Source organism: Exiguobacterium sp. s145, from assembly GCF_018618835.1.
Classification (GTDB): Bacteria; Bacillota; Bacilli; order Exiguobacteriales; family Exiguobacteriaceae; genus Exiguobacterium_A; species Exiguobacterium_A artemiae.
Window position 1 is genome coordinate 83216 of sequence record NZ_JACSMV010000003.1, and the last position, 22879, is coordinate 106094.

General features: G+C 49.6%; 19 protein-coding genes. 1 reads left to right on the forward strand and 18 read right to left on the reverse strand.

Annotation, left to right across the window (positions count from 1 at the left end; genetic code table 11):
• Nucleotides 1-202: 202 nt before the first annotated feature.
• From KNQ07_RS05445 to KNQ07_RS05455, 3 genes are all read right to left on the reverse strand, one after another.
• Nucleotides 203-1030: a fumarylacetoacetate hydrolase family protein gene (locus KNQ07_RS05445; RefSeq protein WP_214765276.1), complete on the reverse strand. Its 828-nt coding sequence runs from the start codon at nt 1028-1030 to the stop codon at nt 203-205.
• A gap of 99 nt (nt 1031-1129) precedes the next feature.
• Nucleotides 1130-2575, reverse strand: a complete 1446-nt coding sequence (locus KNQ07_RS05450; RefSeq protein ID WP_214765277.1) for a SulP family inorganic anion transporter — start codon at nt 2573-2575, stop codon at nt 1130-1132.
• Nucleotides 2576-2650: 75 nt separating this feature from the next.
• Entirely contained in the window at nt 2651-3559 is a 909-nt protein-coding gene (locus KNQ07_RS05455; protein WP_012369956.1) for a TetR/AcrR family transcriptional regulator, read from the reverse strand.
• Between the two features lie 164 nt (nt 3560-3723).
• Here KNQ07_RS05455 and KNQ07_RS05460 point away from each other — a divergent pair, with 164 nt between their 5' ends.
• A complete protein-coding gene (locus KNQ07_RS05460; protein WP_214765278.1) occupies nt 3724-5199 on the forward strand; it encodes a DHA2 family efflux MFS transporter permease subunit in 1476 nt (491 codons plus the stop codon).
• Between the two features lie 53 nt (nt 5200-5252).
• Here the strand turns inward: KNQ07_RS05460 and nrdG are convergent, their stop codons facing one another.
• The 15 genes from nrdG to KNQ07_RS05535 all read right to left on the reverse strand — a co-directional run bounded on the left by nrdG (nt 5253) and on the right by KNQ07_RS05535 (nt 22855).
• Nucleotides 5253-5711: an anaerobic ribonucleoside-triphosphate reductase activating protein gene (nrdG, locus tag KNQ07_RS05465; RefSeq protein WP_012369954.1), complete on the reverse strand. Its 459-nt coding sequence runs from the start codon at nt 5709-5711 to the stop codon at nt 5253-5255.
• The gene (locus tag KNQ07_RS05470) at nt 5686-7527 is read right to left on the reverse strand and encodes an anaerobic ribonucleoside triphosphate reductase (RefSeq protein WP_214765279.1); all 1842 of its coding nucleotides are present in this window, start codon (nt 7525-7527) and stop codon (nt 5686-5688) included. Before KNQ07_RS05470 ends, nrdG begins: the two co-directional genes overlap by 26 nt.
• Before the next feature lie 269 nt (nt 7528-7796).
• A complete protein-coding gene (locus KNQ07_RS05475) occupies nt 7797-9836 on the reverse strand; it encodes an ATP-binding protein (RefSeq protein ID WP_012369952.1) in 2040 nt (679 codons plus the stop codon).
• A gap of 63 nt (nt 9837-9899) precedes the next feature.
• On the reverse strand, nt 9900-10475 hold the full coding sequence (locus KNQ07_RS05480) for an AAA family ATPase (protein ID WP_214765280.1): 576 nt from the start codon (nt 10473-10475) through the stop codon (nt 9900-9902).
• A gap of 43 nt (nt 10476-10518) precedes the next feature.
• Nucleotides 10519-11199, reverse strand: coding sequence for an LrgB family protein (locus tag KNQ07_RS05485; protein WP_251139481.1), 681 nt, complete (start codon nt 11197-11199; stop codon nt 10519-10521).
• On the reverse strand, nt 11192-11581 hold the full coding sequence (locus KNQ07_RS05490) for a CidA/LrgA family protein (RefSeq protein WP_012369949.1): 390 nt from the start codon (nt 11579-11581) through the stop codon (nt 11192-11194). Before KNQ07_RS05490 ends, KNQ07_RS05485 begins: the two co-directional genes overlap by 8 nt.
• 177 nt (nt 11582-11758) lie before the next feature.
• Entirely contained in the window at nt 11759-13582 is a 1824-nt protein-coding gene (gene mutL / locus KNQ07_RS05495; RefSeq protein WP_012369948.1) for a DNA mismatch repair endonuclease MutL, read from the reverse strand.
• A 14-nt stretch (nt 13583-13596) separates the two neighbouring features.
• A complete protein-coding gene (gene mutS, locus KNQ07_RS05500; protein WP_214765284.1) occupies nt 13597-16128 on the reverse strand; it encodes a DNA mismatch repair protein MutS in 2532 nt (843 codons plus the stop codon).
• A gap of 66 nt (nt 16129-16194) precedes the next feature.
• Nucleotides 16195-16632 carry a YlbF/YmcA family competence regulator gene (locus tag KNQ07_RS05505; protein WP_012369946.1) on the reverse strand — a complete coding sequence of 146 codons (438 nt, stop codon included), beginning with the start codon at nt 16630-16632 and terminating at the stop codon, nt 16195-16197.
• 115 nt (nt 16633-16747) lie between these two features.
• Complete coding sequence (locus KNQ07_RS05510; RefSeq protein ID WP_214765286.1) at nt 16748-17569, reverse strand: DNA-3-methyladenine glycosylase family protein; 822 nt, start codon at nt 17567-17569, stop codon at nt 16748-16750.
• Nucleotides 17570-17581: 12 nt separating this feature from the next.
• On the reverse strand, nt 17582-18850 hold the full coding sequence (locus KNQ07_RS05515; protein ID WP_214765288.1) for a DUF445 domain-containing protein: 1269 nt from the start codon (nt 18848-18850) through the stop codon (nt 17582-17584).
• A 116-nt stretch (nt 18851-18966) separates the two neighbouring features.
• Nucleotides 18967-19254 (reverse strand): hypothetical protein, encoded by a 288-nt coding sequence (locus tag KNQ07_RS05520; protein WP_012369943.1) that lies wholly within the window; start codon nt 19252-19254, stop codon nt 18967-18969.
• Nucleotides 19255-19383: 129 nt separating this feature from the next.
• Nucleotides 19384-20841 (reverse strand): phytoene desaturase family protein, encoded by a 1458-nt coding sequence (locus KNQ07_RS05525; protein WP_214765290.1) that lies wholly within the window; start codon nt 20839-20841, stop codon nt 19384-19386.
• Nucleotides 20838-22460 (reverse strand): DUF3153 domain-containing protein, encoded by a 1623-nt coding sequence (locus KNQ07_RS05530; RefSeq protein ID WP_214765292.1) that lies wholly within the window; start codon nt 22458-22460, stop codon nt 20838-20840. The genes KNQ07_RS05525 and KNQ07_RS05530 overlap by 4 nt, the downstream gene beginning before the upstream one ends.
• Nucleotides 22461-22522: 62 nt before the next feature.
• On the reverse strand, nt 22523-22855 hold the full coding sequence (locus tag KNQ07_RS05535; RefSeq protein WP_214765294.1) for a hypothetical protein: 333 nt from the start codon (nt 22853-22855) through the stop codon (nt 22523-22525).
• Nucleotides 22856-22879 lie beyond the last annotated feature (24 nt).

Sequence of the window (22879 nt, forward strand, 5' to 3'; positions counted from 1 at the left end):
CGTTTACATTCAAAAATCAATCAAAAACATTCATTTTTTTATGATTTCCGTTAAAAAACCTTCAAAATACGATTTTATTCGACAATAACATCCTGTTATACATCCATTATACATCAAAAACGGTCATCCCGTGACCGTTTAAACAAAAAAACCGCTCACGTAATGAGCGGTTTTAAAGAGTACGGGCATCGAATATTCATTTTTACGCTTTGACGTGATTTCGAAGATGACCGATTCCTTCAATCGAGACATCTACAACATCCCCGTCCTGGAGATACATCGGCGGTTTCATGCCGTGTCCGACGCCGGCCGGTGTACCGGTCGCGATGATATCCCCTGCTTCAAGTGTCATCCCACGCGACACCTCTGTCAAAATCGTTACGACATCCCGCAACATCAGTTTCGTCGAACCCGATTGCCGCAATTGACCGTTGACCCGGGTCTCAACCAATACATCCGTCGGATCAAAGCTGTCTTCCGTCACGATAACCGGACCGAACGGGCAAAACCCGTCAAGTGATTTGCCGCGGAAAAACTGGACATGCTCTTTTTGCAGATCCCGTGCCGTCACATCATTGACGATACTGTAACCGAAGACATGATCCAGTGCATTTTCCGGTGTCAAATCACGACCGGACGTCCCGATGATGATGGCAAGCTCACCTTCGTAATCGAGTTGTTGTGTCAACTCCGCATGTCGCTCGATTGCTTCAAACGGACCGACAATGGAGCTCGGTGCCTTCGTAAACAGGACAAACTTCCCGGCTCCTGCCGTGTCCATCTCTTTGATATGATCGGCATAGTTTTTCCCGACACAAATCACGTTGCGCGGTGGTATGTAGGGTGCGAGTAACCGGATCTCATCGTTCAACCGTGGTGCGACATCCAGATCAAGATCCATCTCGAATCCCCGTGCGATGACTTCAAGTAACGAATCCGTATAAACCTGCGTTGTCACGTCGTACCGGAAACCTGCTTCCTCGACCCCAATCCGTGACTCTCCTTCTTGCTCAAACCGAAACCATTTCATGACTATTCCCCCTTTTTTTCCAGTATACCGAAAAGTCTCCGTGACCGTCTGCTTTCACGAAAAAAGAACCGCCCGAAATACGTCTCGGACGGTTCTTCTTCAGGCAATGCGACGGGCTAAACGGTCGACAAGTGCCTGTGATTCTTCATTTAATGAAACCAAATCGACTGACAGACCGGCTGCCTGATATTTCAAGACAACCGTTTCAATCGCTTCCGTTGCCGAATCATCAAACAAATGCGCCTGCGTAAAATCAAGCGTAATCCGTTCGAAATCGCTGTCTGCCGGCAAATCGAATTGTTCGACGAACGCCGTCGTCGACGCAAAGAAGATCGGACCGTTGATCCGGTAGACGACGTTTGTCCCTTCGACCTGACGTTTGACAGCAATCTGCGAAATTTTCGACGCAAACAGAATCGCGGCGAGTAAAATCCCGACCAGTACGCCCATCGACAAATCATGCGTCAGGACGGTCACGAGGACCGTTGCCAGCATGACAGCGGAATCGCTTTTCGGCGAATTTTTCAGCATTTTAAACGATCCCCAGTCAAATGTCGCGTACGACACAAAGAACATGACACCGACGAGGGCGCCCATCGGAATCGTCATCAATAAATCGTTCATCGTCACCATCAAAAGCATCAGAAACGCTCCGGCTGTGAAAGTCGACAAGCGACCGCGACCGCCGGATGTGACATTGATGACCGATTGACCGATCATCGCACAGCCCGGCATACCGCCAAAGAATCCGGCCACGATGTTGGCGATTCCTTGTCCACGGGATTCGATTGCTTTATTCGATGTCGTATTCGTCATCTCATCGACAATCCGCGCCGTCAACAACGACTCGATCAGACCGACGAACGCAAGCGACAACGCATACGGGAAGATGATTTGCAGTGTTTCCAGTGAAAACGGGACATTTGGCAGGAAGAAGTTCGGCAGCGAAGCTGAAATCTGACCCATGTCGCCGATGACACGTGTATCGAGCGAAAAGGCGACCGTCAGGATGGTCATGATTGTAATCGCGACGAGTGGTGCCGGGATGACTTTCGTAAACCGCGGGAAGATCAGGATGATCGCAAGGGACGCCGCGACCATCGCGTACATGATCCAGTTCTGTCCTTCAAACTGCGGCAGCTGCGCCGAAAAAATCAAGATGGCCAAGGCATTGACGAACCCGACCATGACGGCCCGGGGAATAAAACGTAATAATTTCGCGACGCCGGCAAGACCTAAAATAATCTGGAAGATCCCTGCGAGAATACCGGCCGCCAGTAAATAATCGACGCCATGATCTTTAACGAGCTGGACCACGACAAGCGCCATCGCTCCGGTTGCTGCCGAGATCATCCCCGGGCGGCCGCCGGCAATCGAGATGATGATGGCAATGATGACGGACGCATATAAGCCGACCATCGGATTGACTCCGGCGATTAAGGAAAAGGCAATCGCTTCCGGAACCAGTGCCAAGGCAACGACGATACCGGATAACAAATCTGCTTTCGGTTGCAGAACCCATTCTTTTCTCCATTGTGAAAACATCTAATTCCTCATTTCTTGTGTTTAACATACATCGTTTTATAGTAAGAGGTTTTGCCTGAAACAACAAGTCCTTCTTTACTGAAGACGCGTCCGGATCCGGACGATTTCATCGACCATCTCCTGATAACGGACCATGATTTCCTGACCGGTGAAGATCGGATCTTCCGCCAACGTTTCGAGTGCCCGCTTCAACAGATGGATTTTCGGTTTTTTCCGTTCCAATAATTCTTCGTAAATGAAATCAAGCACCTCGTCATGGGCTTCTTTTGATTCCTCTGAAATGACGGACAGTGTGATCAATTGCTTCATATGAGCATTCGTCTTCTCGAATAAATCTTTCCGGATGACGACCTCATCTTGCGGACGGTCGAGCCAGACCGACAGGAAGCGTGGCGGAATCAATTGTTCTTCCGTCCGGCTGACATCTTCGACGAGATGCGTCAACCGGTTGAAGACATAGCGGACGACCCGCTCCGGTTGCGTATTCCGTTCCGATTGCCGGAAGAAGTACATCGCATATTGCAGCATGCCGGTATAAATGACTGCTAAATCGAGCAGATACGGTGTTTTCGCTTCTCCGAACAAATCGCGCAACCGGTGATAGGTCCATTCGATTTCGAGCAGCCGGTTATTTTCCATGAATGCTTTTAATTCTTTTTCATTCGAAGCAATCGCTTCTTCAAACAACGTATACAGTTTGTACTTCTGCATCAGTTCGAGGTAGCAGTTCCCTTGCTGAATGAATGTCTCGTAATCCGAGACGTCGCGTCCGACCAGGATTTCTTTTCGGGCGTTACGCATCTTTTCGAAGACGGTGTTGAAGACATCAATGAACAGTTCGTTTTTCGACGAAAAATAATTATAGAATGTTCCTTTGGAGACGACACTTTGATCTAAAATGTCCTGGATCGAGGTTGACTGGTATCCTTTTTCGACGAACAGTTGGTAGGCAGCATCAAGGAGCTGTTTCTTTTTCGGGTTCATGTCATTATCCTTTTCTTTAAATGATCTGTTTTTCAAAAATCATCTATATACTTTAGTGTATAAAGCAAATAATTTGTAATGTTTTTCTTCAGACGGTAAGATAGCTAAGTTGTAGAATCAGTGTATAACAAAATAGACTTACTGTACAAAAGGAGCATAACGAAATGCAATCAACGAAGCAATCATCTCGTCTTTATTTAATCTTAGCGGTCTTGATGGCCGGCGCCTTCGTTGCCGTCCTGAACTCGACGCTGTTAAATATCGCTTTACCATCGATCATGAAATCATTCAACATTGAAGCCAGTACGGCGCAATGGCTGACAACCGGCTATATGCTGGTAAACGGAATCATGATTCCGACGTCGGCTTTTCTCGTTCAAAAGTTTTCGACGCGCCAGTTGTTCTTGACGGCAATGGGATTGTTCTCGATCGGCACCATTGTCGCCGGTCAAGCCGATCTGTTTCCGGTCCTGCTCGGCTCGCGGATGTTACAGGCATCCGGTTCCGCCATCATGATGCCGCTGTTAATGAACGTTTTGTTAAACGGCTTCCCGATCGAAAAACGCGGACAAGCCATGGGGATTTTCGGTCTAGTCATCACGTTCGCACCCGCCATCGGTCCGACATTATCCGGTTGGGTGCTTGAACATTATGAATGGCGGATGCTGTTCCATATCGTTACACCGATCTCTCTTCTCGTTCTGGTCATCGGATTTTTCTTATTAAAGAAAGAAGTCGTTACAAGCACACTCCGTCTCGAAAAACTTTCACTTGTCCTCTCGAGTTTCGGATTCGGTGGATTACTGTACGGTTTCAGTTCAGCCGGTTCAGCTGGTTGGGATTCTTTCACAGTCATCGGTGCGCTTGCCATCGGTGTCATCAGTCTCGCCTCGTTCATTATACGCCAATTCCGGCTTGATGAACCGATGCTTGAGTTCCGGATCTTTAAATATCCGATGTTTGCTTTATCGCAGGCGATTTCAATGGTCTTGAACATGTCGATGTTCTCCGCCATGATCCTGATGCCGATCTACGTCCAGACGATCCGCGGCATCTCACCGTTCCACTCCGGACTCTTGATGTTGCCGGGTGCACTCGTCATGGCCTTCATGTCGCCTATTACCGGCCGACTGTTTGACCGTTTCGGTGCGCGGATTCTAGCGATGATCGGATTATCGCTGACGGTTCTGACGACCTTCTTCTTCAGTCGTCTGACTGCGGATACAGCGTATTCATTCCTCGTCATCATGTATACGTTACGCTTCCTCGGTATTTCAATGGTCATGATGCCGGTCATGACAAACGGGTTAAACCATATCCCGCAACACTTGACACCGCACGGGACAGCACTCAATAACACGTTGTCGCAAGTCTCCGGTGCAATCGGTTCAGGACTCCTCGTCACCGTCATGACAACACGGACCGCCGGGTATGCAAAAGAATTGGCAGCAAGCGCTACGCCGACGACCAATCCGCAAACGATCATCACACAATCGATGGTCGAAGGCATCAACGATACGTTCTTCATCGCTACGTTGCTCGCCTTACTCGCTTTAGGGTTATCCTTCTTCATTAAAAAACGGAAAGTCGATCAAGACGTCATTCACATCGAAGAAGCACGTGAAAAAAAATACGCATAATCACCAAACAGGTCGTTTCTTCTCATGTCGAGTGAGAGGAAACGACCTGTTTTTTATTCGAGAATGAGTTGAAGCTGTTCCCGATTGAAAATCCGTTGATTGGTACTGCCGCGAATGGCTAAAGAGTGATCGTGAAGTCTCTGGATATACCGACCATCAATTAAACAGTCCACCTGTGACAGGATTTGTCGGGCCTGTGTATCATCAAGCAACTGTTCGAGCCGATAACCGGTAAACAGATAGATGTCATAGCCGGTCAATGCGTGGACCAGTTCGGATAACGCCTGCTGTTGCAAAAATGGTTCTCCGCCGGAAATCGTCACCCGGTACGAACCCATCTGTTGAATCTGTTCAATGACTTGCTCCACGCTACAGTCCTCTCCGCCTTCAACCGCCCAGGAATCCGGATTATGGCACCCGGGACAATGGTGGGGGCAACCGGCAAAAAAGACAACCGTTCGCAGACCCGGACCGTCGACGACAGAATCAGCGAGAATCTGAAGCAGCCGCATGTTTCACCCGGTCCTGTTCTTCCGCCCGCTTGGCAGGATTCCACCGGTCCATCGTCCCGACCAGATAACCGGTAATCCGGCGAATCCGTTCAATCTCTTCCCCGCCGCACACCGGACATGCCTGTTCCATTGTCTGTTCCGTCCGGCACGTCAAACACCGGTCAATCGGATGATTAATCGAACCGTACCCGATGCCTGATTCCGCCATCAGCCGGACGATATCTTCGATGGCTTCCGGATTTTCAGCGAGTGCCCCGTCCGTCTCGACATACGTGATGTGTCCGCCGTTACATAAGGCATGAAACGGTGCTTCGAGCCGGATTTTTTCCCGGATGGTCACGTTCGTCCCGACCGGCAGATGAAACGAGTTCGTATAATACGGCTTATCGGTCACACGTTCAATGACACCGAATTGTTCTTTATCTGCAACCGTGAATTTACCGGATAATCCTTCTGCCGGTGTCGCCAGGACGGAAAAATTCAGACCGGTTTTCTCCCCGTACTGATCGGCAATCGTCCGTATCAATCGAATCAAGGCTTGACCGATTCCGTGAGCAAGTTCCGATTCCCCGTGATGTTGCCCCGTCAGGACAATTAAGGCTTCCGCCAAACCGATGAACCCGACAGACAACGTTCCTTGCCGTAAAACGGGTTCGACCCGGTCGGATCCAGCAAGCGTCTCTCCGCCGCGCCAGATATGCCGGTACAAAAAAGTAAACTCATCGGCCGTCCGATTGGCTTGATAGTGATAACGTTCCAACAATTGTTCACAAATCAAAGTCGTGTACGTGGTAACGGCTTCAAACATCCGGTCCAGACTTTGTGTCATCAAAGCGAGACGGACGAGATTCAGACTCGTAAACGACAGGTTTCCCCGCCCGACGACGGACGCCCGGCCTTGCCGGTTCTCAAGAACTCGCGTCCGGCAACCCATGTACGCCACTTCTGTGTCCGGCGTATCATCCGCTGATTGATTGAACGGGGCATCGAGAAATGCGAAGTTCGGAAATAACCGTTTTCCTGTCACTTCGGTCGCCAATTGAAATAGATCGTAATTGGGATCCGTTGCATTTAGTGTCACCCCGGCCTTGATTTTAAAAATTTGAATCGGAAAAATCGGGGTTTCGCCTTTTCCAAGTCCCGCCCGTGTCGCTTCAAGTAGGGCGCGAATCAACATCCGGCCAAACATCGACGTATCCGTTCCGTAATTAATCGAGATAAAGGGAACTTGACCGCCGCCGCGTGAATGCATCGAATTCGTGTTATGAATAAACGCTTCACAGGCTTGATAGGTCATTTCGTACGTTTCTGACATTGCGTAGGCTCGCTTGCGCCGATTTGACCATTTCGGGACCACGTCATGAATTTTCTTCAATTGACGTTGAAAGGTTTTTTCGACAAACGGAGCTAGATCAAAATCGAACATCGGATAGGATTGCCCGCCGTGTTGCATATTCTGATTCGCCTGCATGATAATGGCGGCGAGTGCTAACGCCGACCGGATATCCTGTGCCGGACGGATGGATCCATGGGCCATGGTAAATCCATCTTGTAACAACCGGCCGAGCGGCAGTTGGACACAGGTCGTCGTCCCGGTCACGTAATAGTCGGCATCATGGATGTAGATGATGTTTTCAGCAAGCGCCTGTTTCGCTTCCGTTGACAGCAGCATATCCTGCATCATCTGTTTTGCAGTGACAGCTGCAAGGCGGTTCAGCTTGCCGAGCGGCGATTTTCCGTCGACATTGGCATTTTCCTGCATCTCATCCGTTGACGGATGCTCCACGATTTGTTCGTATAGTGTCTGTACGTCCATCTTCATCTCTCCCTAAATTCGTGTGGTTTCTGTCTGTATCCCCACTATAGCGAGAGCTTTCCGAGAGCGGCAATCCCTGCATATCTCAAATGATTTGCAAGGAAAACGGGTGTTTCGTCACGAAATGTTTTCAGAAAATCGTATGGAATTTGCTCTCATCCACTTTTCTTCTATCCTCTCCCGGTATGAGAAACCTCACTGTTCACGAAAAAACAGGACAGGATACACGGATGATTCTTTTCCGCACTTCCTGCCCTGTCCTATTTGATTTAATTCATTTCAATCAATGTATCGGAGACACTTGGTAACAATACCTTAAACACGGTACCTTCCCCTAAAATCGATTCGACATCAATATTGCCGTCATGTGCCCGGACAATTTCTTTACAAATCGAGAGACCTAAGCCCGTTCCACCGATTTTACGGCTGTCGGAATTGTCGACCCGGTAAAATTTGCTGAACAGATGCGGCATCGCACTGCTTGGAATCCCTAATCCAAAGTCACGGACACTTAACTCAATCTGATTGTGGTGATGCGTCAGCGAGATGACGACATCGCCGCCGTCCGGTGAATATTTGATTGCATTATGAAGTAAATTACCGAGCAGTTGTTTCATGCTGTTTTTATCCGCATGAATCAAAAACTCATGATTTTCATCGACATCCAGCTGCAGACGATGTTGTTCGGTTGACGCCTGATAAAAACGTGTCTGTTCCCGGACCGTATCAATCAGATCAAACACTTCTTTATCGTAGGAATGTTTCCCGGACTCCATCCGTTGAACATTTAAGAAATCGCTGACAAGATCCGTCAATCGTTTCGATTCATCATGAATCGTCTGCAGGTAGCGTTTGTTCCGTTCCGGATCCAGTTTGCGTTTGAGCATCAGTTCCGTGAACCCGTAAATGGAAGAAAGCGGTGTCCGCAGTTCGTGCGAGACGGTCGAGACAAGTTCCGACTTCATCCGGTCGACTTCCGTTTCCGCCGTCACGTCCCGGAATACAAGAATCGTTCCTTTTGCCTGTTCACTGAGCATGATTTCTTCCGCATAGACCTGAATGAAATATTCCCCTTGGTCAATCGATAACGAAAACATCCCCTCCGGAATCTGACCAGATAAGACTTCTTCAAAATATGCTTCAAATGCCTCTTTTTGATCGACCTGTTCAAACATCGTCTCCGGCCGCACTTCGAGGAATGTCATCGAATCGTTGTCTTCTTCGATCTGTAACGATTCGAAGATATCAAATAACGCCTGATTCCCAAGAATCGTTTTTTCGTCATGTTTGATATAGAGGATGGCTTCCCGGACTGAATTCAGCAGTTGGGCTGTCTCTTTTCGTTCGTATTCCATTTGTTCATACAGTGACATCCGCATCAAGGAAATCGCAATCTGTTTCGAGAACGATTCCAGTTCATTCAATTCTTTTGTGTTGAAGGGTTGATCGAACCGTGCCAGATAGAGGCAGGCAATCAGTTCATCTTTCGCCTGATCCATGATGGGGATGACGGCTTCATAAATGTAGTATGGGAAACCAATCAAACTGTCATTGGCGACTTTTTTCGAAGAATTGGCACGTTCTTTCGAAATCATAACCCGTTTGAGCAGTAACGATTCGGTTTTTAGGCTCTCCTGCTGTTCTTCCGTCATTTCTTTTGGAACGACCGAGGAGATCTCATTGTTTTTAATCAATAACAGGGCTCCAAACTCGGTTTTCGTCAAACGGACAATCGTACTGATGACCGAGGAATAATCAAACAAACTTTCCTTCGAAGCAAGTGTTTCAATCAGTTCATTACGGTCCTGCAGATGCAATTCGTTCGAACGTGTGACTTCGAGTGCCTGTTCCAGTTCCGTTTGTTTACTTTTAAGGGCTTCTTGATTCTGTTCCATCAACTGATTTTTTCGTGACAGCTCCGTGTGTTGCGAGGAGATTGAACGGGCCATCCGATAAAAGGATTCCGTCAGTTGCCCGACTTCGTTCTCCACCAGTACATCGTGTTCGAGCGAAATTGATTTTCCTTCCGCAAGTCGCTGACTTTTGATATTCAGTTCATGTAACTGCATCGTCAGCCGGCCAATCAACGGTCGGACGATGAATAATAAGCATAAAAGAAAAATCAATAAGTTCAAAAACCAGAACCACTGGGTTTGTTGCAGTTGAGCAAGTACTTGTTCCTTCGTCTGACCAGCCGAATTGTCGATATAAAGATAACTAGCGACAGATGTGAGTACACTCCAGACAAACACGCTGTAAAAAACGGCCATCAGCTGTCTCCCCAGTTTTTCAGTCATCCATTGTTTCATATTGCTAAAGCCTCCTACTAAAACTACAAAAATAAAGGTGTGATACGAAACAACAGTTCCGCATCACACCTTTATTTCCCTCAATCCTGCCGTTTCAATCCTGTCTCTTACGCTCCGTGGCGGCAATAACCGAAGATTACAGACTAATCCGATGGCATCAACGATTTGCTGTTTCGACATGGCGTCCGTCTGAAGATGATGCGAGAAGAGCGGATGGGAAAGCTCACGCAACCGGTCCTCGGCTTGTTTCCCGCCCCAGGACTGTCCGCGTTCAAATCGGCTTCGCAACCGGCGTCTGACGGTTTTCGGACTCGCCATCAACGTCACGTGATGCACCTGATGTCCGGTTTTTCTTAAGGCACCGATGATTTCTTCAAAATACGTACTATTTGTTAACGTCATCGGTACGAGGATGACGGCAGATGCCTGATCCAGCTGTTCAAGCAGGAGCAGATTTAGGCGGCGCCAAAGCGGCGCATCTTGAAAATCATCAGGCTGGTCCGCTTGCGGAAGCTGTTGACGCAACAGTTGACCTGTCAATTCCGGATCAAACACATGTGATCCTTTGATCCGTTGCTGCAATCCTTGTGCAGCCGTTGTTTTACCGACACCAAACGTTCCATTGATCCAAATAATCATTGTCAGGGTTCACACCTTTATCTTTCCTCTGAAGGAGTTTCCTTTAATATACAATTTGAATAATCCATGGTGCAAGCACACTGGCAAGAACAGCCGTCAAAACCATCGTCAGCAGACCGACTGCGCCTTCGCGTTGATCAAGACTCATTGATTTCGTTGCCCCCATGACGTGAGCAATCGAGGCCAGTCCGACACCGCGTCCGACGAAGTGCCGGATCCGGAGCCCGGTCATCAACCGTGGCCCGACAATCGAACCGACAAGCCCGGTCACAAGCACGAACGTCGCTGTCAACGCCAGCGTCCCGCCGGACCGTTCCGAAATCGCCAAGGCAACGGGTAACGTAACCGATTTCGGCAATAATGCCAAGTTGGTCGCCCGGCCCAGATGCAGCAACAGACCAAGCAGCAGATCAGATGTCAAGGCAATCAACGTTCCGATCCCGACACCAAGCGTAATCTCAGGTAAAAACTTCCGGACATGATGGCGGACCTGATATAACGGAATCGCAAAGGCCGTAATCGCCGGTCCGAGCATCCGTGCTAAATATTGTCCGCCTGCCATATAGGCGGCATGTGTTGTGCCGCTGATCGATAAAATGACAATCACGGCCGCCGTTACGGTCAGAATCGGTAAAGTCCAGACGAACGGAAATGTCCGGTATAACCAAAACGCGCCGCCAAACAGCAATGTCGTCAACACCAGCCAAAACAGTGCTTCACTCATGGACATCAATCCCCTCTTTGCGTCGGGCCAATCGATCGACGAGGAACGCGGATCCCGTTAATGTCAACAGACTGCTGATGATTAAAATCACCAGGACTTGAAGACCGGATTGACGCATGAACACCGTGTAGTCCATAATGCCGGACAAAGCCGGAACAAAAAATAACGGCATGACGAGCAACAGCAACCGTCCTCCCCGCTCGACGTAATCAACTTTAAGCAGACGACTTTTTAATGCCAGATACAATAAGATCAATCCGATGATATTTCCCGGTAACGGTAACTGCAATCCTCTACTCACCATATCCCCGAGCATGGCGAAACCGGAGATGAGGATGATCTGCAGTAGAATCGTTACACTTAACAATAGTTTTGAACGCATTCTGATTTCCCCTTGTTTAACGTATTCGGGTCTTATTATCCTCCTCACTTTGTGAACAATCAATGAAATAACCCCGATTCGTTCAAGTAACCGTTCTCACACCGTTTCTGTCCTTTTTCTGTTCTAGCACAAAAAAAGAAGAGCCACCTGTCGTAAGACAGGCATCTCTTCTCTTCGTTACGTGACGCGTTTAAACAGTTTTTCCAGTTCATACGTCGTCCATTCGATGATGACCGGCCGACCGTGCGGACAGGTGAACGGCATCTCGGTTTTGGCGAGGTCAACGATCAACTGCCGCATCATCTCATGATTCAGTGGATGATTCGCTTTGATCGATTTTTTACACGCCATCATGATTGCCGCATCTTCCCGGTACGTTTCAAGATCGACCTTGCGTTTCATCAACGCTTCATCCATCAGTTCCTGAATCGTCTCCTCCTGCCGGTGCGACGGGAACCAGGTCGGAACTTCCCGGACGATGAAGCTTTGGGGACCAAAGGCTTCGAGCTCAATCCCGACATCACGGAGGAGCGGCAATACTTCGTCCATCCGTCGCATGTCGTCACTCGCAATCTCAAACGTATACGGTAGCAACAGCTGTTGTTTCTGCTCGAGCGGACGACCGAACATGACCTTATACGTCTCATATTTAATCCGTTCCTGGGCGGCATGCTGATCAATCAGATACATTCCATCCGCACCCGAACAGACGATATACGAAGAATGAAGCTGACCGATGACATCAAGATGCGGAAATTTCGGACCCGTCGCGACCGGCTCATCTGTTTGTTCCGGTACCGGCTCATCCGGCATATCGATCGATGGATCCGGTGGTTGAATCCGGTTGGCTGACGGGACATGTTCGTTCCCCGCTTCCGTCCGTTTCGGAATCGGATAATTCCAAACGGATCGCGAAGACAGTTCCTCAACCGGCTCTGCCACATAGGAAAATTCCAACTTCTCCTGCGCACTCGGATCTTTTTTAGGTTTTTGCGGTGTCACTTTCGGAATCAATGTCTGGCGGCTGAGTGTTAAGCGGATCGTCTCCTGAATCAGTTGACAAAGTTCCGCTTCCTTCGACAGACGGACCTCCCGCTTCGCCGGGTGGACATTAACATCAATCAGCAACGGATCCATCGTCACTTCAATGACGGCAATCGGAAAACGACCGATTGGCAGCAAAGTGTGATAACCGTTTAAAACGGCTTGTGTCAGGGCAAAGTTTTTCACCGAACGCCCATTTAAGATCAAGGTAATGTAATTTTTCGATGCCCGGGTCACTTCCGGCTTCACGAGATGACAGGTCAGTTGATAATCGGCCGTCGTGCCGGTTGCAACAAGTGTCCCCTGAATCGTCTGATGCCCGTAGACACTGGCAAGAGCCTGCCGGACATCCCCCGAACCATTCGTCTGAATCAAGACTTTGCCTTCATGGACCGCATACAATTTGACATCCGGATGGGCAAAAGCGACCCGGTTTAAAATGTCCGTGATGGCCGCCAGTTCCGTATGCGTCGTTTTGAGATACTTCAGCCGGGCCGGTGTATTAAAGAATAATTGTTCGACCGTCAGCTCTGTCCCCCGATTCATCGCAATCGCCGACCGATCCGTCAGCCGTCCGCAATCAAGCGTCAGCTGAATCCCTTCCTGCTCTTCCCGTTTCGTCTTTAAGGTCACTTTACTGACGGATGCAATCGAGGCCAAGGCTTCACCACGGAATCCAAGCGTCTTGATGCGGAATAAATCGTGTTCATCCTTGATTTTGCTTGTCGCGTGCCGGACAAACGCCAGTTCCGCGTCTTCCGGATAAAAACCGTGTCCGTTGTCACGGATCGTGATGCGTTTCATTCCCGCTTCTTCGAGTTCGACATCAACCTGTGTCGCTCCCGCATCGAGTGCATTTTCCACCAGTTCCTTGACGACAGAGGCAGGCCGTTCGACGACCTCACCTGCCGCAATCCGGTTCGCAAGCGAATCGGACAGTTCCCGAATGATTCCCATGCCGGACGACCTCCTTATTTTCTCGCTTCCGCCTGCAGACGGTAGAGCGTGTTTAATGCTTCAAGTGGTGTCATATTGATTAAATCCAGTGTCTGGACCGTTTCCCGGACCGGGTCCGTCTCCGCAAAGAGACTGAGTTGATCAACCGGTTCCGCCTGAACGACCGGCTCTTTCGGTGATACGACGGTCCGTTCCTCTGTTTGCTCGAATTCCGATAACAGGACTTCCGCCCGGGCAATCAGGGCATCCGGTAAATCAGCCAGACGGGCAACGTGGATTCCGTATGATTGATCGGCTTTCCCGTCCCTTACTTCATGTAAGAAGACGACCCGTCCATCCTGTTCGACAGCCCGGACATGGACATTCGCGAGACGCGGCATCGAGTCCTCAAGGACCGTCAACTCATGATAATGGGTCGAGAACAGAGTCTTCGCCCCGACGTGCTCCGCGATGTGCTCGACGATGGCCTGTGCGAGCGCCATCCCGTCATACGTCGATGTCCCGCGACCAATTTCGTCGAGGAGAATCAACGAACGGTCCGTTGCCCGTGTCAACGCTTCCTGCGTCTCGACCATCTCGACCATGAAGGTCGATTGACCGCTGACTAAATCGTCCGCTGCTCCGATCCGGGTGAAAATCTGATCAAAGATCGGTAACTCGGCCCGGCTTGCCGGGACAAACGATCCGATTTGATGCAATAAGGCAATCAAAGCAAACTGGCGCATATACGTCGATTTACCGGACATGTTCGGTCCTGTGATTAACAGCATTTCCCGGTCTTCATTCAGATTGATGCCGTTCGCAACATACTCCCCGCGTGGCAATACCGTCTCGATGACCGGATGTCGCCCGTTTTCAATCATTACATTCCGACCCGTCAAGGTCACCGGTCGGACGTAATCATGCCGTTCAGCGGTTTCCGCCAAAGCGACGAGAACATCAAGTTCGGCAATCCGCCGGCTGACCCGTTGCAGACTTTCGATGTGTGTCTTCACCTGATCGCGGACCTGACAAAACAGTTCGTATTCCAGCGTAATACTTTTTTCCTCAGCTCCGAGAATCAGTGCTTCCTTCTCTTTCAGTTCCGGCGTCACATACCGTTCCGCATTCGCAAGTGTCTGTTTCCGTTCGTAACGCCCTTCCGGCAACAGTTTGGCATTGGCCCGCGATACTTCGATGTAATAACCGAAGACCCGGTTGTAGCCGATTTTCAACGTCTTAATCCCCGTCGCTTGCCGTTCACTGGCTTCAAGCGTTGCCAGCCACGTCTTCCCGTCTTTTGACGCCACCAGTAATTCGTCGAGCGCCGGATCAAATCCGGTCCGGATCATTCCGCCATCTTTCGTCGAAATCGGTGGAGCCTCGACAAAAGCACGGTCGAGCAGATCGGTTAATTCATCGTGCGGATCAAGTCCAAGTGCCAGCTGTCCGAGCCGGTCACTGAGTAATTCTTCCAGTGCCGCTTGAATCCGCGGAATCAGACGCAGCGTTGACTTCAACTGGACGAGATCGCGGGCGGAAGCCGTCCCGTATCCGACTTTTGCGACCAATCGTTCCAAATCATAGACTTCCCGCAACGTATCCTTCAACTGTTGACGCTCGAAATAATGAGCCAACAATTCTTCGACGGCATCCAGCCGCTCGGCAATCGTGTGTTGCGAAAGCAACGGTTTTTCGAGCCAGCGCTTCAGCATCCGGCCACCCATTGCCGTACCCGTGACGTCAAGCAGTCCCAGTAACGAGCCTTTTTTATCGCCGGTCCGAGCAGACCGGACCAGCTCCAGATTTTTGACCGTATTCGGTTCGAGCTGCATGAAGTCGGCCGCTTCGTAAACGATGGCCGGTTGCAGATGGGCAAGCGACCGTTTTTGCGTATCATGCATGTAAGCATAGAGCACAGCAAAGGCATCTGCTTGTGCCGCATCAATCGCCCTGTCGCCGTGCGGATGGGTTTCCCGGCGCGTACTTTGTGTCAACGGAATCTGCAAGTGGCTGAGTGCCGCCTCGTGTTCACTTGACGTGACGACAATTTCACGCGGCAGGATGATACTCAATTCTTTTGCCACGGCATCAAGTGTCGCAACACTCGTCAAGGCACATTCACCGGTCGAAACGTCGCCCCGGGCAATCCCGAATCGTCCGTCCTGTTCGACGACGGCGACGAGATACCGGTTTTCTTTTTCCGTCAACGAGGACATCAGCGTTCCCGGTGTAATGACTTGGACGACTTCTCGTTTAACGAGACCTTTCGTCAGCTTCGGATCTTCGACCTGATCACATAAAGCCACCTTATAACCGCGTTCGATCAATTGTTCGATATAGCCGTTTGCGGCATGGTGCGGTACACCGCACATCGGAATCGGGTGTTCGGCATTCTTGCCGTTTTTCGCTGTCAGCGTCAATTCCAGTTCATGCGCCACTTGTTTGGCATCTTCAAAAAATAATTCGTAAAAATCACCTAACCGATAAAACAAAAAGGCATCCGGATAGTCGGCCTTAATCGAAAAATATTGTTTCATCATCGGTGTGTTATGGACTGCTTCCATGCTGTTCACCCCATTCGCGTAAAAAGCCGACGGGAATCCGTCGGCTTTTCCCATTCAATTCATTGATTAATAGCCGCAACCGCCGCTTTTATTTTCTGCTTCCATCCCGCTGCCTGTTTTCCCCGCCAGGACATCACCGTCTGTCGCTTCGATAATTTGATCTGTGATTCCGTTTGAAATCGTTACCGTCACGTATTGAAGGAGTCCGTTGACTTCTTCCTGTGATTCCTGGAATTGCTGGACGACCGGCATTTCATCGAGTTCTGCGAATAATTTATCCAGTTTTGCTTCGACACGTGCCAAAGCTTCCGTTTTGCCGTAGTGCTGGCAGTTGACGGCTTCTTTTTGCAGGAACTTGATTTGTTTCATCATCTTTTGAACTTTTTCGTTCCCGTTGATGTTGGCTTCAGCGGCTTTGAATCGTTCCACCTCTGACGTTTCGGAAATCATTTTCGCGATTTCGTTGGCCTTTTCGATGATTTGTTCATCTGTGTACATATACATTCGTCCCCTCTATCGGAAGCGGTGATTCCGCTACGCTTATCGTATCTGCGAACGATGACTCGTTCTTAACGCATTCATTATACCGTTCTCATTGAGGGGTGACAAGAATAGTTCCTTATTCAATCGACCGCCATAATAAATACGCAGCATGACTCCGATACGGGGTAAATTCTTCCGCAAGCAGAACCGCTTCCTCGACACTCGGGCGTGTACCGTGCAACCGCTCAAACGCTCGCAAAATACCGATATCCGATGCCGGAAACAAATCTTCCCGTCCATAACCGAACATCAGGACATTTTGCACCGTCCAGGGACCGACCCCTTTTAAGGCAATCAGCGTCTCGGCAATCGTGGCGTCTGGCGCTTCCGTCAGCCGATCGAAATCGATTGCGGCCCGTGCGGCACCAAGCAAATAGTCGACTTTTCGGCCGGATAGTTGCAATGCCCGAAGCTGTTCCGGTTCGACATTCACCAGTTGCTCTGCCGTCGGCGGGAAAATTACACCGTTTTGTTCCGTGCCGAACGTCCGGCAGAAGCGTTCCATCAGCACTTGCGCAAATGCCAGATTAATCTGTTGATGGATGATGGACCGGATCAGTGCCGTAAACGGATTAATATCCAGGACCAGCCGCTCCGCACCAAACGTTGACACGACTTCTGAAAGCGAAGTCTCTGAGAGGTGCTGACTTGGGTTCGTCGTATCCAGACGAAACCGACGGCGCAACAGTTGCACCATCGGTTCCTGTGGACCTTCTCCGGATAAGAGCAGTTCGCGGGAACCGACTGCTTCCACCTGACCGATGAAGTTCCCTTCCGGCAACATAACCGGTATGAACAACCGCCCGTCCTGTTCAACTTGTAGCCGGTCACCGCGAAGCCGCTTCCGGATTCCGGCAAAATCATAGTCGTCTTCTAACCGTAAGTTCTCCTGCCACATACCATCGCTCCTTCAGCCAATGAATAGTTTGATTCCACCGAGAATCAGACCGATGAAAAAGCCGCAGATCGCACCGTTGACACGAATCCATTGCAAATCATTCCCGACTTTATCTTCAATCATATGAATCAATGTCTCTGTATCAAAACGGTTTAAGTTTTCCCGGACCAAACCGCCGATTTTTTGATGGTTTTGATCCACGAATCGGACGAGCTGATCTTTCATCCAGCGGTCACTTTCTTCTTTGAACGTCGGATGCTGATCCCACTCGTTCAGCGCTTGGTTCATCAACGGTAAAGCACGGTTTTCCCAGAAAGAGTCGGATGCGAGATACGTCTTCAGTTCCTCGATTCCTGCCGTGTAGGCCCGGTTCAAGACCGGTTGCAAATCAAAACGATCAACTTCTGTTGCTTTCCATTGATCAATTTTTGCAAGCCGCTCTTCATCTTGCGTCAATTGTGCCAAATTCCGGCGTACATGATCAAGAATCGCCAGACGGTTCGGGTGATGCACCTGCTTCATATCTTCAATTACACTCAGCAGGACCGATTGAATGACAAGGCTCAACCGTTCTTCCGAGTAGACTTTTTGTACTGTCTTCGCCGTCACCCGTAAAAAGGTGTTTTTTTCCTGATCAATCATCGCGTGATACGCCAAACGACCGATTTGATCCCGAATAACAGGATCTTCGAGCAGGCGTTGTCCGTATCCGAGCAATTGATCGATTGCCAGCTCATCGAGCCGCCGTTCCTCGTTTAATCCCATCAGCCGTTCTGCCAACCGTTTCGACGGATACGCTTTGACCGTATCGGAAATCCGGTCATCGACGACTTTCAGAATCGCCTCTTTCGGCAGTTTGTGTAAAGTACCCGTCAGCAGTTCCGTCACCGTCGAACGAAATGCCGGCAACAGGACAATCGAACGCAATAATTTGATGAAACGGTCGGCGAGTGTCATATGCCGCAACTTTTCGACGATACTTTCTTTATTGAGCAAATCTTTCTCGAGCATCTGGACGATCGACTCGATAACGCGTTCCCGGTTTTTCGGCAACAGGTTCGTATGGGGAATTTTCAGTCCGAGCGGATGGCGGAATAACGCCGTGATGGCGAACCAGTCCGCAATTCCGCCGACGAGACCTGCTTCAAAGCCGCTTTGCAGCCAGAACACCCAGTTGTTTTCTTTAAACGGCAACGAGGCGATAAAGCCGACTGCCATAAAAATCAGGGACACGGTCGCAAGACGCCGCGTCGATGATTTGGGTTTTAGTTGTTGTTGCAAGATGGTTCCTCCTTCTCGCTGCGTTTTTTTGTCATACTTCGTATACGTTTTGAAACGGATACAAGTTTCGACATGAAAGAGTCCCAGCCTCAACCGGACTGGGACTCATTATGTAGTTAAAACGTAAATTCACCGAAATTTTCGCCGTCCCATGTCGCAGTCGCTGTCGATACAAAGTAGACGAGTCCGTTTCCGAACGTATTTTCCATCAATGACACGATTTGGTGGCCGGCTGTCTGTTCGACGAACGCCAATCGGACTTCCTCTTTCCCTTGGTAAATACGCTCATAGACACTTAATCCCCGGGCATTAATGAAGGTGCGGGCGTTTGTAAAAATCAACGGACCGACTTCCGGACGACGTTCTTGAATGAAATGTTGACACTTGTCCTCAAACTGATTCAATCTCGTTCACTCCTTCTCTCTCTTTTTTCTCTCATGATTATGTACTTCCCGTCTCGCCTCAATCATAATCCTGTTCTCTAAAAAAAGCGACCATTCGGCCGCTTCTTTCATGATTTACCAAATTCATGCTTAAATCTTCACACCAAACTCACGGGCGACATGAATCGCCGATGTCGTCGCCCCGATTGTCCCGGCACCCGGAAATACGGTGTCACCGATGATATAAAGTCCCGGCAGCCCCGTCCGAAATGAGGCTGCCCGAAACAGACTGGTCGACGGTAACTGCGGATAGCCGCCGACACCGCCGTCCGGACGTGACGTATAGCGGACCCAGGCACCCGGTCCGCCGGGATGGCGTTCGATCGCTTGATCTTTGAAACCCGGAAATTCGCCTTCTAAAATCGTTTCGAACGTTTCCTGCATGGCTTTAACTTGCCGGTCATATTGCGCACGGTCGTCGCGTGCGAACCGGCCGATCGGAATATGACAGGACATCGTCAATGTCCGACATCCGATTGGTGCCCGGTTGAGATCTCCCGGTCGAGATAACGAGATGAACGCATGGCCGGACGGCAACATCGGATCGTGGATTTGCCGAAATGCCTGATCGTCTTGAATGATTGCCTCGGGAATCGCTGCATAGTAGGTGAATGTCGCCCACTGCGACAAACCGGCTTGCCGCTTGTATGTCCGACGGAGAACCGGTCTTAAGGACGGACTGACGAGTTGTTGCACTGCTTCGAGCGGCAGAGCACCGATGACGGCGTCCGCAAGCAGGAGTCGCCCCCGCCGGTCTTCCAGCAAAAAGCCGTCTGCCGTTTTCCGCACCGAGGTGATTTTCCGACCCAGTAACACGGTTGCCCCGTCTGCTTCAGCAGACGCTTTCAGACGTTTGGCGACCTGATACAATCCACCCGGAACATAATAGGCGCCGTCATGATAAATCGATAACGCCACGGCTCCAAGCAATGCCGATGCTTCCTTGCCCGTCTGCATGCTGTCTAGTAAAATCCCGTCAATCAATTGGGCAAAAATCGTCCCGTCCAACTGATGTTTCCGAAGCATGTCACCTATCGTCCGTGTCAGATAAGGCAACAGAGGCAGACTTGCTTTCGTTTCTTTGACGACCATCCGGGCATCGTCCCATGTCTTGAGCGGCAATGCCGGTAAGGCCTGCATCAACGGTCGGACGTGCCGCTGAATCCGGTCCACTTCGTCAAAAAAGTCTTGAATCGCGTCTGCCTGATTGCGGAACTGTTCCTTCAGATGACGAATGAACCGTGTACGGTCGCGGTAATAGAGGATGTCGTGTCCCGGAAGTTTAATGGTCATGACGGTATCGAGCAGTTCAACAGGCTGGTCGATTTGCAGGTGCCGCAACACCCGTTCATGAATGCCGCCCGACTCAAAACCCATTCCGAGCGTTGCACCGACCGGGTAAGTGAAATCTTTCCGGGTAAACTTCCCCGCCGATCCGCCCCATTCGCGACTCCCCTCGCACAAGGTGACGTCATGTCCGTGTCGAGCAAGTAAGGCGGCTGCGGTGACTCCGGCTATCCCGCCCCCGATGATGGCAATCCGTTTCATGACGATTCCTCCTCTGTTTCTGTCACCAGATTTTCTTTAAACAAGAAATTCCGGACTTCCTTAAACACCGGTTCGCGGCGATGAATCGTAAAGTGATCATATTTATAAGATTTCATTTGGATATTATCCGTATACGCATCGAGTGCAAACGAACTTTTAAGCGGAATCAAATTGAAGTCTCCGCCCTTCGCGCCAAAGGAATAGACGAGTACATCACGCGGCCAAGTGTCGAGCCGGTCTTTCAGATTTTTCATCGCCGCTGAATTTTCGGCTAAATCCTGGATCGCCGGACTGTTTGTATTCGTTCCGAACGGAGCAAGCGTCAGCCCGAGCGTCGCATAATCAGAACCGCTGATCGGCGCATCAAGTGTCACGAGTTTTCGGACATGATACGGGATGTCTTCTTTCAGCGTATAGGCGACGACATCGACTCCGCCCATACTGTGACCGACCAGTTGGATATCGGTGAACGTCGCCTGTTGTTTCCGGTCATACTGTTCGATCGCTGCACTGAGCCATTTTTGTTGATTGGCAAGACTGGCTTCGTCATCTTCAAAAACGATCCGGACAAGCGGATAGCCGGTCGTGGACGGTTTGACGTCACACAGCACTTTTCCCTTCCGTGAGACGTCACATCTGCCGCCGTCATCCGCCAGCTTCTTTTTCGTAAAATTATCAATCATCGGCAGAAACGTCCGCTCGGTTCCAAACAAACCATGGACCATGAAAGTCGGTGTGATTTCACCGACTTGTGGCGTGACAATCTGTTTCGTCGGCGGTGGGGCACTCGATGTCTCGTCGGCAAAGAACCACCAGGCACTCCCACCGACAAGCAGACAGACAAGGGTTGAAATACCAATCGTCTGCAATTGTTTGCGCCGTAATTTGCGGACGTGATGCACAATCCAGAACACGAGCAGACAGAAACCAATCAACAGAACGACACCGGTAATGATCCAGCCGATCGGATTCGGAACATAGGCAATCAGTTGTAATTGGTTGGCCTTCGTCCCGTACAGTTTCCACGAGACATTGTTATGATTCGCCCAGTCGATTTTTTCCCCGTTTTGCAGACCGATCACTTTCGGTCCATGCAGGTTGATTTCGATATCCGCCTGCCGGAGATAACGATCGGCTAATTTTTTGACCTGTCCGGTCGGCTGATACCCTTTAATATTCAAACGATCGATACTTAAATCAATGTTCGTGTCTAACCGATACGTATTAAACCAAAATCCTTTTTCCTGTTTTACTTCATACGTCGTATCCGGCGGAATCAGAATACCGCCGATACCCGTTTTCCATTCATCTTTAATCGTCGCCAAGTCTTCGAATTTTGCAAATTTCTTTTCCATCCGGATGCCTTCATAATCATCCTGCGTCTTAAACGTTTCTGCCGCATAACCGTTTTTCTCCGCCTGCTTGGCATACTTACTCCAGTCCGGATTCAAGTTAAGTAGTCGCGCCACCGGGTGCTCTTTTGCGGCATATGTCGTTTTTAAGGTCACGCTTTTGTCGGTATGGACCGTCGCATCGTACTGGATCCGGATACAGCCCCCAAGTACCATCGCCATCAAGGCGAACGACAGCACAATGAGTTTTTTTTGTTTGCTGATCAAACTGTCACACGCCCTTTCTCTCTTTTATCGGTTCTTGTTTCTTTTCCCTAACTCGTCAGTCCTCATGCTTCAAAATAGGATTGTCCAACAAAATGTAACAGACCACAAGCACGGATCGTTTTATCAGGCAGGACAAAAAATCCTTTTTTCATTCCGTGCTTTCTACTTTTCCAGAAAAACATTTGTTGATTCCATCGGTTGATAAAAAATCGATCAGGTTCCAGCGAATAATTTAATTCGATTGTTTTCGCCATTATAGCAAGTCTTTCGCCGGTTATCAGTAAGTGATCGGCTGCTCCTGCAACATATGACTTTCGAGTAACCGTTTCATTTTTTATTTTTATATAGTTTATAGAAATAAAAAATCGACAACTCCGGTAAATGGAAATTGTCATTGCATCTCCAATTTTTGTCTGCTA

Coding starts and splice junctions, on each gene's coding strand:
- KNQ07_RS05535 (WP_214765294.1), bottom strand. CDS start 22,855: ATGACAATTTCCATTTACCGGAGTTGTCGATTTTTTATTTCTATAAAC.
- KNQ07_RS05470 (WP_214765279.1), bottom strand. CDS start 7,527: ATGGACGTACAGACACTATACGAACAAATCGTGGAGCATCCGTCAACG.
- KNQ07_RS05450 (WP_214765277.1), bottom strand. CDS start 2,575: ATGTTTTCACAATGGAGAAAAGAATGGGTTCTGCAACCGAAAGCAGAT.
- mutL (WP_012369948.1), bottom strand. CDS start 13,582: ATGGGAATCATTCGGGAACTGTCCGATTCGCTTGCGAACCGGATTGCG.
- KNQ07_RS05460 (WP_214765278.1), top strand. CDS start 3,724: ATGCAATCAACGAAGCAATCATCTCGTCTTTATTTAATCTTAGCGGTC.
- mutS (WP_214765284.1), bottom strand. CDS start 16,128: ATGGAAGCAGTCCATAACACACCGATGATGAAACAATATTTTTCGATT.
- KNQ07_RS05455 (WP_012369956.1), bottom strand. CDS start 3,559: ATGAACCCGAAAAAGAAACAGCTCCTTGATGCTGCCTACCAACTGTTC.
- KNQ07_RS05485 (WP_251139481.1), bottom strand. CDS start 11,199: ATGAGTGAAGCACTGTTTTGGCTGGTGTTGACGACATTGCTGTTTGGC.
- nrdG (WP_012369954.1), bottom strand. CDS start 5,711: ATGCGGCTGCTTCAGATTCTCGCTGATTCTGTCGTCGACGGTCCGGGT.
- KNQ07_RS05525 (WP_214765290.1), bottom strand. CDS start 20,841: ATGAAACGGATTGCCATCATCGGGGGCGGGATAGCCGGAGTCACCGCA.
- KNQ07_RS05475 (WP_012369952.1), bottom strand. CDS start 9,836: ATGAAACAATGGATGACTGAAAAACTGGGGAGACAGCTGATGGCCGTT.
- KNQ07_RS05490 (WP_012369949.1), bottom strand. CDS start 11,581: ATGCGTTCAAAACTATTGTTAAGTGTAACGATTCTACTGCAGATCATC.
- KNQ07_RS05505 (WP_012369946.1), bottom strand. CDS start 16,632: ATGTATATGTACACAGATGAACAAATCATCGAAAAGGCCAACGAAATC.
- KNQ07_RS05445 (WP_214765276.1), bottom strand. CDS start 1,030: ATGAAATGGTTTCGGTTTGAGCAAGAAGGAGAGTCACGGATTGGGGTC.
- KNQ07_RS05510 (WP_214765286.1), bottom strand. CDS start 17,569: ATGTGGCAGGAGAACTTACGGTTAGAAGACGACTATGATTTTGCCGGA.
- KNQ07_RS05480 (WP_214765280.1), bottom strand. CDS start 10,475: ATGATTATTTGGATCAATGGAACGTTTGGTGTCGGTAAAACAACGGCT.